We start from the raw sequence: 12,867 nt of genomic DNA on the forward strand, positions 1-12,867 counted from the left end.
TCTAAAAAATGCAATTGGAATTAGTATGCCAATTGCATTTTCATTTGCTGCAACATTTCAGCCCAAATGGGTTGTATTCCGCTCACTAAGCCTAAGTTATATTGATACATGAGCCAACATAAGAAGATGCCTAGAGGAAGTACCACGATGGTAGTGATGAAGCCTAGTCTAAATCGTTGACCAATGTACCAACATAAAGCCATGACTGCACCCATCAACATTCCACCAATATGCGCTGCATTATTTATTCCAGGGATCATGAATCCCATAGCAATATTTAATGCCAAGATGATCAGTAGCGATTTACGATCAAAGAGAAATTGTTGTTGTGGTAAAGGGGGAAAAAGAGATAAGAGCGTTAAAGCACCACCTAAACCCATAACGGCACCTGATGCACCTGCGGATACACGTGGAAATAAATCATGATTGATATGCTCCAATAGCTCGTAACTATTCCTTATGTCAATCAGCCCACTGACCAAGCTTCCCATAATGCCTGCTAATAGATACAAGCCTAGAAAATAAACATGCCCAAGCGTTTTCTCAGCGACATTGCCAAAGAGATACAATGCCCACATATTGAGCATTAAATGAATAAGACCAAAATGAAAAAATGTACTGCTGAAGATTCGGAGGGGTTCCTCTAGATAAGTCAGCGGTGCATAATCAGCACCCCAGCGTAAAGCATCTATTGCTGCTGGGTTTGATACATCCACCCCGCTAAAGATTTGCCAGATAAAAAGTCCAACATTCAGTGTAATGAGTAAAAACGTAATCTGACTTAAGGGTAGACGTGATTGGTTTTGAAAATGGGGTGGTTGCATTTCAGTCATGTCATTGTATTCTGTGATAATGATATGGATTAAGGTCTAGCATGCACTACGCTAACAAAAGGAGCAACACACTGACATGAAAGCATTTATTGTTCGAACTTTATTGGTCATTGTCAGTATCATCCTTGTAATTCAACTATGGATTTTTTCAAGTCTTGCATGGTGGAGAACCAATGCTGTTGATACAACGATGCTCATGCGTTGGACATATTGGACCGACAGTTCGAAGCCTATTCAGCATCAATGGCGTGATTATGAGAATATCAGTGATCATCTGAAACGTGCGATTATTGCAGCTGAAGATGCTAAATTTATGCAACATCATGGCTTTGATTTTGACGGCATAAAACATGCTTTGGAAAGAAATAAAGAAAAAGAACAAGTGGTTGCGGGTGGATCTACCATTTCCCAACAATTATCCAAAAATCTATTTTTATTTAATAAGCGTTCTTTTTTACGTAAAGGACAAGAGGCTGTCGCTACTGTCATGATGGAGCGTATGTGGTCAAAACAACGCATTCTTGAGGTATACATGAACTCCATTGAATTTGGAGATCATATTTTTGGTGTGGAAGCTGCAGCACGTCATTATTTTGGAAAATCGGCAAGCAGTCTAACACGTGAGCAAGCCGCATTTTTGGCAGCGATCTTGCCGAATCCGCGTTATTATCAACACCACCGTCAAGATCGTAAACTCAAAAATAAACAGCGAATTATTTTGCGTTACATGAATGCTTCAAGAATTCCGTGAGATGTAATTGTCTAAAAAACTTTCGTGAGATCAAAAATGCACAGTGATCATGTGCATTTTTTATGAAAATGTCATAAATTTGAAGCATACTTAAGACAGATCTTTAGCATGCAGGTTTTGTGGTATGAATACCGCGATGACAAATACTCCAACTGAATATACTTATAATGAACGATATATCAATCGTGAACTTTCGATTTTAGATTTTCATCTTCGTGTTTTAGAACAAGCGGTTGATCCATTGCATCCATTGCTTGAGCGAATGAATTTCTTATTGATTTTTTCAAGAAATATGGACGAATTCTTTGAAATTCGTGTTGCGGGTGTCATGGAGCAATTGGAGCTCGGTAATGAAAGCCGTAGTCCAGATGGGTTAACACCAAAGCAAGTTCTTGAGAAAATTTCTCAGACTGCGCATGCTGCAATAGAGCGTCAATATCGTATTTTGAATGATGAAATTTTTCCAAAATTACGTGAAGAAGATATCTGCTTCTTACGTCGTGGAGAGTTGACACCTGCTCAATCCCAATGGATTAAAAAATATTTTCAGGAACAAGTTGCGCCAGTACTTACTCCAATTAGTTTAGATCCAGCACATCCATTCCCGCGTTTAGTCAACAAATCACTCAACTTTATCGTCACGCTAGAAGGTAAAGATGCTTTTGGACGACAGATTGATTTAGCCGTTGTCCCTGCGCCACGTTCTTTACCACGTGTGGTTCGTTTACCTGACGAGTTAACCGATGGTAAAGAACACCACGTGATGCTGTCAGCGATTATTCATGAGCATGTCTCTGATTTATTCCCAGGAATGACTGCGACAGGATGTTATCAATTCCGTGTGACGCGAAATGCGGATTTAGCCCTTAATGAAGATGTCGAAGATTTGGCAAAAGCATTAAAAGGGGAGTTAAACTCTCGTCGATTCGGACGTGCTGTCCGTTTAGAAGTGACAGAAAATTGTCCAAAACATATTTATGATTATCTTCTCAACGAATTCGACTTACATGAAGAACAATTATATAAAGTCGATGGACCTGTGAACTTGGCACGTTTAGTGTCTAATTTTAAACGTCCGCATTTGAGATATGACTCCCATACGCCGGTCATTCCTAAAGTATTAAAGAAGTCTGAAAATGTTTTTTCTGCAATGAAGAAACAAGACATCCTTTTACATCATCCATTCGAATCATTTGCCCCAGTTATTAATTTATTACGTGAGGCAGCACGAGATCCACAAGTTTTAGCGATTAAGCAAACATTATATCGAAGTGGGCCTGATTCTGAGATTGTTCAAGTTTTGGCTGAAGCTGCACGCAATGGTAAAGAAGTCACAGCTGTCATTGAGCTTCGAGCGCGATTCGATGAAGAGTCAAATATTGCGGTAGCAAATGTTTTGCAAGAGGCTGGTGCTGTGGTGGTTTATGGCATCGTAGGCTATAAAACACATGCAAAAATGATTCTCGTTGTGCGCCGTGAAAATAATAAATTGGTTCGTTATGTGCACTTAGGTACAGGGAATTATCATGCAACCAATGCCCGGATCTATACCGATTACGGATTGATGACAACGGACAAAGAGCTTTGTGAAGATGTGCATCGTATATTCCAAGAGTTGACTGGAATGGGCAAAATGGCAAAATTGAAGAAATTACTTCATGCGCCATTTACGTTGCATACACAGTTAATTAGTTATATTGATGAAGAGATTGCTCACGCCAAAGCGGGTAAGCCAGCTCAGATTATTGTGAAAGTGAATGCGCTGACTGAAGTGCAACTGATTAATAAACTTTATGAAGCATCACAAGCTGGTGTGCAGATTGATTTAATCATACGTTCAATTTGTTGCTTAAGACCGGGTTTACCAGGTCTTTCTGAGAATATCCGTGTGCGCTCTATTGTTGGACGATTCTTAGAGCACACACGTGTGTATTATTTTGGAAATGCAGGGCAACCACGACTGTATTGTTCAAGCGCAGACTGGATGGATCGTAATTTATTTAATCGTGTTGAAGTTTGTTTCCCTGTTGAGGATCCAACTTTGAGAAAGCATATTTATCAACACGGTTTATTAAATTATATGAAAGATAATCAACAAGCTTGGTTGTTAAATGGTGATGGAACTTGGTCACGTGCGCAATGCGATGAAGGTGAGACTCCTCATAATGCGCAACATAAATTGCTTGAACTTTTTAAATCTTAAATGATTTTTATAAAAAAAGGAGCCAAATGGCTCCTTTTTTGTGATGGCTTATTAGCAAATATCAGCAGTAATGCGCTGTAGAATTTGTAAAAGGACATCAAATTCGCTTTGCAATGGCGTACTTTTACGCGTCACTAATGACAGAATGCGTGAAGGGGCATTCTCAATTGGTCGGATCACCAATTGATCATTATTTTTCAGCATATGTGTATTTACCGCAATCTGAGGTAGTAATGTAAAGCCCAGATTAGAACTCACCATTTCAACCAAGGTTGGTAATGAGCTCGCTTTAAGACGATGATCATTTTTGCGTTCACCGATAGGGCATACACTTAAAGTATGGTCTCTTAAGCAATGACCTTCTTCAAGTAACATGAGGTGTGTCAAATCAAGATCTTCTAGAGATTTAGCTTGCGACGTTTTGTGGTCAGCTTTATTTGCAACTAAGTACAAACTCTCTTTCGCAACTTCAGCGACTTTTAAGCCACGTGTGTCGAATGGGAGCGCTAACATGATCATGTCTAAATTGCCATGTTCTAGCTTTTCAACCAAATGCTCACTCTGTGCTTCATGAAGATGTAGTTGAATTTTAGGCAGCTCTTTATGAACTTCTTCTAACAATTGCGACAAAATAAATGGTGCAATCGTTGGAATAATTCCTAAATGAAGATCACCAGTAAGTGGTTCGCTCATCTCACGGCTCAGTCGCATGAGATCTTGAGCATCAGCAAGAAGGACACGTGCTCGTGCAACCACTTGCTCACCGAGAGGGGTTAAACGTACATTTTGGCGATCACGTTCAACGAGAACGCCACCCAATAAACGCTCGAGCTCCATAATCCCGCCAGAAAGCGTAGACTGAGTAACGAATGAGCGACGTGCTGCTTCTGTAAAATGCAACGTCTCAGACAGAGTCACGAGATATGACAGCTGTCTTAGGGATGGTAATGCAGCCATAGTGTCCTAGTGTTTATCATTTAAAATGTTTTGCAAACAAACCACTCAGTTGTGGGATGAAATGCGCAGGAATATCATGCCCCATTCCTTCGATTAATTCAAACTTTGCACCTGATATTGCTTTTGATACTGCCTTGCCGTGGCTAAAAGGGAGTAGACGATCCTTTGAGCCATGTACAACCAGTGTTGGCTTTTGAATTTGCTTATCGATAGAAACTAATGAGCCTGTACATAATATTGCTAAAAACTGTTGAAGTACACCCGCTGGATGATAACTACGCTTATATAATTTACGCGCGTTTTGAATAACTTCCAATTGATTGACGTAACCAGGTGAACCAATCGTCTGAATGACTTTAATACTATGATTCACAATGCCATCTTCATCATTCGATGCAGGGCGACCAATAAGACTAAATAATTGTTTTGGAAATGGTGGCGGAAGAAATGGCTGATTATTACTGGTAAATAATAATCCTAGTTTATCTACTTTTTCTGGATATTTTGCTGCCAATATCTGAGCGATCATTCCCCCCATTGATGCACCAATAATATGCGCTTTTTCAAGACCTAATCGCTCAATGAGTAATGCTACATCTTCAGCCATATCATATAAATTGTAAGGAGAGCCTTGATTTCCTAGACCAAAAGCAAATCTACCCATAAGTTTAAATGTATTGAGGCGAGGTCCCTTGTGCTTAATTTTTGTTGAGAGGCCAATATCTCGGTTATCGAAACGAATGACTCTGAAACCTTGGTCTATTAAAGATTTGCAAAAAAAATCTGGCCAAAAAAGCATCTGCGCACCCAGTCCCATGATGAGAATAATCGTAGGATGTTCAGCCTTGCCCCCAACTTCAATATGAAGGTCGATCCCATTGCCTAGACTCACTTTACTTTCTTGCATGAATGGAGCATAAGGTGAAACTTGATATTCTAGTGCGTTATTCATTGTTATTGTGTCCAAACTAAAAGGGTACTTTCATTTGAAAATACCCTAAATCTTCGAATAATTAAACGGCAGCTGGAATTAAATCTGGAACCAGTTTGGTCAATGTTAAACGTTGCTTCGCTGCTGTTGGTCCAAGTAGCACAAATCCACGAAGCGTTGATTCTTGGTCAAGTGCTTTAGCAATCATTCCGTCATCGAGTTCTTCAGTTTCCCAAGTTGCCTCTACACCTTGAGGTACAGGTAATACAGTCAGTGGTGCAGCAGGGGTTTTCACTGCGACTGGCATCGCTGGATAATGAACTTGTGTATTCTCACCAGACAATGTTTTAGCTAAAGCACGTGCTTGTTGCATAATTGGCATGACATACGGAAGCAGTAAACCATTTACTTCTGCACAATCACCTAATGCATAAATATCGGTCTTATTGGTTTCCATTAAAGTGTTAGTCACAATTCCACGGCTGGTATGGATTCCTGCTTCTTGTGCAACTGATGTATTGGGTTGCAGGCCAACAGCGGAAAGAACAACGTCAGCTGTAAAGCTCTGTCCATTTGCAAGCGTTACGATATAGCTTTCGTCTGAATTTTTACTTACACGATCTACAGTGGTGCTTAATGCAAACTGAATACCTGTTTCTTCAAGATTTTGCTGGAAATCATGTGCAACGTGTTCTGGTAGAAGGCGACCCAAAGGTTGTGGGGCAAGATCAATCACAGTCGCTTGATGACCAGTGTTCTGTAAATCGTTGGCAAACTCACACCCAATGAGGCCTGCACCTAAAATGACAACACGCTTGTCTTGTTTAAGGTCGAGCTTAGAGCGAAATTCACGATAATCAATCAGTGAGTTAACTACATGAATATCATCAGCGCCATCACCTGAAATGGCTAATCGAATAGGGTTAGCACCTACAGCTAATATTAATTTGCTGTATATAAGGTTTTCAACTTGTCCATTTTTTGTGTAGGTCAATTGATGATGATCTGCAGAAATTGAAGTTACAGTCGCATGGTGAATAATTTGCATATTCAATTGCGCAGACATTTTCTCAGCGTCACCTAAGGCAATTTGCTCTGGCGCTTTTTTACCGACAAGTGCATTAGATAAAGTTGGTTTTGCATAGTTCACCGCATCATCTGAGCAAATCATAACAAGTGCTTGTTCAGCATTCAGTTTGCGAAACTCTCGCGCTAATGTGTAACCTGCCATGCCAGAGCCAACAATGATGATCGGTTGCATAGTACTCTCCAATACTGATAATTTTTTTAGTAATAAGAAAAAAGACCATATCAAAATGGTCTTTAAAGGAAATCTGAATTAGATTTCAATCATTTCAAAATCTGCTTTTGATACGCCGCAATCTGGGCAAGTCCAATCATCTGGAATATCTTCCCATTTAGTGCCTGCAGCAATGCCATCTTGTGGCCAGCCTTCTGCTTCGTCATAAATCCATCCACAAACGATGCATTGATATTTTTTCATTTGATTCTCCAAAAATACTGACAATTCCATTTATTGGTGTCAGCCAAAATCTTTCTCACACCTAGACTCAAGTGATATGAATTTTTATCGTTCATATTCAAGCAAATTTTTACGCAGTTCGAGGTGGAAAGTAAAGTAAATAACGGAGTTTAGCTGACTAAAAGCGAAGCTGAATGGCAGATTAGGACAAAACGCATGCTAATTATGCTAATGCATGATAGGACTGAGCATTAAATCTTTGAAATATTTGACAAAATTATATGTATTATGATTTAAAAAAAATTGTCAGACTTTTGTCGCGTATTGATTTACCAGCTATTCATATAAAATTTATACTGTTTGTGTTTTATACTTGTCATTTAATTAAAAAATGGTTTATTAAAAATCAATAAGTTATATTGGTTGGTATTTTTTCTTAGCTCATGTTTGCTATATTTTTTGTCAATAATTCGTTAAAATTTACGCATTCTTTTGTCTAATTTTTATCTCCTATGTCTAATTCTTTGTCTACATCATTGTGGTCACACATTCGTACGGTCCAAGATTTTCCCAAACCAGGAATTTGTTTCTTTGATTTAACTCCTTTGTTCATGCAGAGCATTGCACCTTTAACTGATGCCTTAATCGAAAGTATTCCTGCGGAACAATTGGCAGAAGTAGAGAGTTTCGTTGCTGTTGAAGCACGTGGGTTTGTTTTGGCGAGTTTGTTGGCGCAACGTACTGGCAAGGGTTTGTTGTTGGTTCGTAAAGCTGGAAAATTACCACCACCAGTGATTGGTGTGGGTTATAGCCTTGAGTATGGCATGGACCGTTTAGAAATGTCTGCGGATGTACAGGCTCAAAAAGTGATTATTGTTGATGATGTATTGGCCACAGGTGGTACATTAAAAGCAGTTAAGCAATTGATGGATAAATGTCAGCACACTGTTTTAGGGGCGAGTATTTTCCTTGATTTACCAGATTTACACGCGGATTTAGGAATGAATATTTGGTCTGTTTTGGACGATAAATCAAAACCTCAAATTTAAGTCGAAAAGCCTTGTGATTCACAAGGCTTTTTTAATGTGATTGATGATTTGAGTGACTGACTAATCCGATCAGGTAATTCAGGCGATCAGGGTTTTCTAGTTGATGACGACCACCAATAATACTTTCAACGTACATGTATGGCTCTAATAAGTCAGAGGTACTATGCATATCAATCAGTTCATCACCAAGTTCGATATAAGCGATTTGAGATGAGGTTTTGGATTGAAGCTCCTCAATTGTAATCGCTGGATAATCAGGATCAAAAGATGGCATTAGGCTCGGATTTGCAATCACAGCAGGAAGTTGAAATCGATTTGACATCTTTAATGCCCAGTAACCACCTAGACTATGTCCTACTAAAATGTCTGGTTTAATTTTCTCGATCATATCGATATAAAAACGTTCAACAGCAGCGTATTTTAAATTTCGATAATCAACATTAATGCAATATTTATTTTTAGAAAGAATTGCCTGAAACTTGGTAGATTCTCTTGAAGAATCTAATCCATGCATAAACAATACTTTAGGCTCTTGAGTGTTCATAAGTCATCATTAAATCCGTTCTATTTTTTATGATTGTTGAAAGTATACTTTTCCACAATTTATAGGATGATTGTAGAGTGCTGTATTCAAAGTACAACTTAGCTTTTGGTCTAAGAAATGTTCAGACCTAGACTTTAGTGGATGAAATTAAGCGTTTTTCAAATGGCTGATTATTTTTTCTAATGCTCAAGTACTTTGAATTCTGCTATGCTATGCAACTTCTTTTTTAAATAAAATTACGAGGCAGAGATGACGCAACAAAACGCTCAATCGACTTCTGAACAAACCATTTCCGAAAACGATTTAATCGCACAGCGTCATGCCAAGTTAAAACAGATTCAAGATAAGGCTCAAGAGCAGGGTACGAGCCCTTGGCCAAACACGTTTAAGCGTGAACATTATGCACAAGACCTTCAGGATCAGTTTGCTGATAAATCAAAAGAAGAAATTGAAGGCAGTGAAAAAGTTTATGTCAAAGTTGCGGGTCGGGTGATGTTGAACCGCGGTTCGTTCATGGTGATCCAAGACATGACCGGCCGTATTCAGCTTTATGTGGCGCGTAAAGAACTTTCTGCTGAAACACTTGACACCATTAAAGGTTTAGACCTAGGTGATATTATTGCCGTTGAAGGTTACATTGGACGTTCAGGCAAAGGTGATCTTTATGTGCATATTGAACATTTTGAACTCCTCACTAAATCACTCCGTCCTCTTCCAGACAAGTTCCACGGTTTAACAGATACAGAAGTAAAATATCGTAAACGTTATCTTGATTTGATCGTGAACGAAGAAACGCGTAAGACTTTTGAAATTCGAGCAAAAGTAGTTGCTGGTATTCGTAACTTCTTGACTGAAAAACGTTATATGGAAGTTGAAACACCAATGATGCATGTGATTCCAGGTGGTGCTTCTGCGCGTCCATTTGAAACGCATCACAATGCCTTAGACATGCCATTATTCTTACGTATTGCACCAGAACTTTACTTAAAGCGTTTGGTTGTAGGTGGTTTTGAACGTGTGTTTGAGATTAACCGTAACTTCCGTAATGAAGGTGTGTCTACACGTCACAACCCAGAATTCACCATGATCGAATTCTACCAAGCTTATGCAGACTACAAAGACTTGATGGAACTGACAGAGCAAATGCTAGAAAAACTAGCAATTGATATCTTAGGTTCGACAGATGTACCTTATGGCGAAGAAGTGTATAGCTTCAAAGGTCCATTCAAGAAAATCTCAATGTTTGATGCAATTCTTGAACATAACCCACAATTTACACCTGAAAATGTAAATGATCGCGAGTTCTTAGCTGAGTTTGTTAAGAATGAACTTAAAGAGCAAGTGAAGCCAGGTTTTGGTCTAGGTAAGCTTCAAACGATTGTATTTGAGGAAACTGTTGAAACGAAACTTCGTCAACCGACCTTCATTACTGAATATCCTGCGGAAACCTCTCCATTGGCACGTCGTAACGATGACAACCCGCACATTACTGACCGTTTTGAATTCTTCATTGGTGGTCGTGAGCTTGCAAATGGCTTCTCAGAGTTAAATGACCCAATTGACCAGGCTGAGCGTTTCCAAGCACAGGTAGCTGAAAAAGATGCGGGTGATGATGAAGCAATGCACTATGATGCCGACTTCGTTGAGGCGCTTGAATATGGATTACCTCCTACAGCAGGTGAAGGGATTGGTATTGATCGTCTGGTAATGCTATTTGCCAATGCGCCAAGTATTCGCGATGTGATCTTATTCCCACATATGCGTCACAAAAATGCGTAATAGTGAAATTAAAAAAGCCCTTCTTTGAAGGGCTTTTTTAATTTTTCTTAACATAAAATTAAATTTAAATGTTTTTTAGTGTGAGTGTATTTTGAGGTTTTAATCACAAAATATTTAATTAAGGTGATAAAAAAATATAGAAAATTATCATTAAGGCTAATCTGTTTAACCAGCTGTATGTTTATCAAAATATTTATACAATGTTATTAAATGTATCTAATTAAATACTTAATGTAAAGTTAATGGATTTATAAATTAAAAATTCAAATAATCAATAAGATATAATCCTAAATTGATTTGTGATGAACCCGAATAGACTTATAAAAATCCTATCATCGAGCTTACTATTTTCTAGTCCACTGGTGTTTGCCAATGGTATTCTCCTCAACGATGAAAACCTGAGAGATGATTTAAATTGGCTGAATCAACAAGGTGTGATTCAAATAAGCACCTCGACATGGCCGCTAAGTGGTGATGAGGTCCAACGTGCCCTCACCAACGCTAAAATTAACTCCATCGAACAACAAAAGGTTATTCAGGAAGTCGAAAGAGCGATTAAGCAGCAAAATGAAACATTAAAAGTTGATGCTTTCGCGGAGAGTGATCAAAAGAAAATCCCACAATCTTTTGCCGATCATCAAAAAGCACAATATGCGCTTGGTGCAGAGTTAAATCTTGGGGGGCAAAATTGGGATGCGAAGCTCAAAGTTAGAGGTGAAAAAGACCCTCAGATAGACAATGGGCAAGACGTTAACCTAGAAGGCTCATATCTTGCGGGTAAACTTTGGAATCAATGGCTCATTGCTGGTCAGATTCCAACCTACTGGGGGCCTGCACACGATGGTAGTTTGATACGTGGAGATGCAAGTCGACCAGTATATGGTTTCACTCTACAGCGTGCTGAACAGGCTGCTTTTGATCATAAATGGCTCTCATGGATCGGGCCTTGGCAATACCAAGCTTTTGGCGGCCAGTTAGATGATTATAAAGCAGTTCCTGATGCGAAAATTATTGGTTTACGTTTGACCGCACAACCACTACCTTATTTAGAGTTCGGTGCATCACGCATTATTCAATGGGGTGGTGAAGGTCGCCCTGAGGATTTAGGAACTCTCTGGGATGCTTGGATTGGTAAAGATAATGTTTACGGGGATACTGTTAATCCATCTAACCAGATTGCTGGATTTGATGCGCGTTTGAATCTAAGCTATTTATTGAACCAGCCAATCGGCGTCTATGCTCAATACGTGGGGGAAGATGAAGCAGGTGGCTTACCTGCTAAGAAAATGTATCAGGCTGGGGTGGATTATTCTTCATCTTTAAAAAAAATGCCTTATCAGGTTTATGCTGAGTGGGTAGACACCACTACAAATGGGAAGGCCCAAGGAATATCTTATAATCACAGTGTTTATACAGATGGATATTATCAACATGGCTATCCTCTTGCACATGCGATTGGAGGAGATGGTGAGATGATTTCTTTGGGTGGAAATATTCGTTTTGATGCCATGAATAGACTTTCAGGTCGCGTATTATTTGCAAAAGTAAATCAATCAAATCGAGATACCAATGCTGCATTTTCTGAGGAAGATGATATCCAAGCATTAGATTTAACTTGGACGCATTTTGTGAAGCCGAATTTGCCATTAAAGATTAATGGTTGGATTGCAGATTCAGATCGTCATGGTAATGATGCAGGTGCTTCTGTTGGTATTGAAATACCTTTAGATGTCAAAAAACTGGGACGTTAATATTCTTAGATTAGCATTTGAAAAAGCCACCTAAAAAGGTGGCTTTTTTTACATGAGACTTGTTTGTATCCGAACTTTCATTTCTAAGCTAAGTTGCGCGATATAATCCTTCATCCATGGGTAATTCTGTCCCATTGGATTTACTTTAGTGGCTGTGTCTAAAAAACTAAGCTCAGGCTGACTGAATAATTGCTTTTCTAAGCAGTCTTTAAATTGCTCAGCGTTCGCATATAAATCTGTTTCAACTACAAAAAAATGTTTTGGATAATTGTAAAAGGCATAGCACAAATTAAAAGCTTTTTGATTGCCTTTTAAATGACCAATACTAATTTCACTTCTATGATCTTGATTGCTATGTGTAACGCCAATCAAGAACTTTAGTTTTTGATCAGTATGTTCAACAGCAAACTGTAAGCCAATTTGATCAGCAGTTAACTCGTGCTGAACAAAAATATTTAAAGCAGAACCATTTTCAGTAAACGGTTCTTGTAACACTAGAATTTGATGATGCTGATAAATATGACCAGCAATTTGAGCTCGCTCTAAATGTTGTTTAAGAGATTCAAGGCTAAGCATGGGAGATAAA

General features: G+C 38.8%; 12 protein-coding genes. 5 read left to right on the plus strand and 7 right to left on the minus strand.

The window, feature by feature from the left end:
* Window positions 1-20 precede the first annotated feature (20 nt).
* Entirely contained in the window at window positions 21-833 is an 813-nt protein-coding gene (locus tag AC1M9I_RS02310; RefSeq protein WP_180027980.1) for a rhomboid family intramembrane serine protease, read from the minus strand.
* Between the two features lie 76 nt (window positions 834-909).
* Between AC1M9I_RS02310 and mtgA the strand changes: the two genes are divergently transcribed.
* Window positions 910-1,584: a monofunctional biosynthetic peptidoglycan transglycosylase gene (mtgA, locus tag AC1M9I_RS02315; RefSeq protein ID WP_035266660.1), complete on the plus strand. Its 675-nt coding sequence runs from the start codon at window positions 910-912 to the stop codon at window positions 1,582-1,584.
* A gap of 124 nt (window positions 1,585-1,708) precedes the next feature.
* On the plus strand, window positions 1,709-3,787 hold the full coding sequence (gene ppk1, locus AC1M9I_RS02320; RefSeq protein WP_035266707.1) for a polyphosphate kinase 1: 2,079 nt from the start codon (window positions 1,709-1,711) through the stop codon (window positions 3,785-3,787).
* 51 nt (window positions 3,788-3,838) lie between these two features.
* Here ppk1 and oxyR read toward each other — a convergent pair whose 3' ends face one another.
* The 4 genes from oxyR to rubA all read right to left on the minus strand — a co-directional run bounded on the left by oxyR (window position 3,839) and on the right by rubA (window position 7,179).
* A complete protein-coding gene (oxyR, locus tag AC1M9I_RS02325) occupies window positions 3,839-4,744 on the minus strand; it encodes a LysR family transcriptional regulator OxyR (RefSeq protein WP_179997701.1) in 906 nt (301 codons plus the stop codon).
* A 16-nt stretch (window positions 4,745-4,760) separates the two neighbouring features.
* Window positions 4,761-5,696 carry an alpha/beta fold hydrolase gene (locus AC1M9I_RS02330; protein WP_092766881.1) on the minus strand — a complete coding sequence of 312 codons (936 nt, stop codon included), beginning with the start codon at window positions 5,694-5,696 and terminating at the stop codon, window positions 4,761-4,763.
* A 61-nt stretch (window positions 5,697-5,757) separates the two neighbouring features.
* Window positions 5,758-6,936: an NAD(P)/FAD-dependent oxidoreductase gene (locus tag AC1M9I_RS02335; protein WP_481594408.1), complete on the minus strand. Its 1,179-nt coding sequence runs from the start codon at window positions 6,934-6,936 to the stop codon at window positions 5,758-5,760.
* A gap of 78 nt (window positions 6,937-7,014) precedes the next feature.
* A complete protein-coding gene (gene rubA, locus AC1M9I_RS02340) occupies window positions 7,015-7,179 on the minus strand; it encodes a rubredoxin RubA (RefSeq protein WP_000760495.1) in 165 nt (54 codons plus the stop codon).
* Window positions 7,180-7,670: 491 nt separating this feature from the next.
* Between rubA and AC1M9I_RS02345 the strand changes: the two genes are divergently transcribed.
* On the plus strand, window positions 7,671-8,207 hold the full coding sequence (locus AC1M9I_RS02345) for an adenine phosphoribosyltransferase (RefSeq protein ID WP_481594407.1): 537 nt from the start codon (window positions 7,671-7,673) through the stop codon (window positions 8,205-8,207).
* Window positions 8,208-8,238: 31 nt separating this feature from the next.
* Here the strand turns inward: AC1M9I_RS02345 and AC1M9I_RS02350 are convergent, their stop codons facing one another.
* Window positions 8,239-8,751, minus strand: coding sequence for a YqiA/YcfP family alpha/beta fold hydrolase (locus AC1M9I_RS02350; protein ID WP_179997703.1), 513 nt, complete (start codon window positions 8,749-8,751; stop codon window positions 8,239-8,241).
* Between the two features lie 249 nt (window positions 8,752-9,000).
* Here AC1M9I_RS02350 and lysS point away from each other — a divergent pair, with 249 nt between their 5' ends.
* Window positions 9,001-10,530 carry a lysine--tRNA ligase gene (gene lysS, locus AC1M9I_RS02355; RefSeq protein WP_481594406.1) on the plus strand — a complete coding sequence of 510 codons (1,530 nt, stop codon included), beginning with the start codon at window positions 9,001-9,003 and terminating at the stop codon, window positions 10,528-10,530.
* A gap of 302 nt (window positions 10,531-10,832) precedes the next feature.
* A complete protein-coding gene (locus AC1M9I_RS02360; RefSeq protein ID WP_481594405.1) occupies window positions 10,833-12,281 on the plus strand; it encodes a capsule assembly Wzi family protein in 1,449 nt (482 codons plus the stop codon).
* A gap of 48 nt (window positions 12,282-12,329) precedes the next feature.
* On the opposite strand, the gene AC1M9I_RS02365 is transcribed toward AC1M9I_RS02360, so the two are convergent.
* Entirely contained in the window at window positions 12,330-12,857 is a 528-nt protein-coding gene (locus AC1M9I_RS02365) for a hypothetical protein (RefSeq protein WP_481586517.1), read from the minus strand.
* Window positions 12,858-12,867 lie beyond the last annotated feature (10 nt).

This window comes from Acinetobacter sp. ANC_7553 (assembly GCF_056779895.1).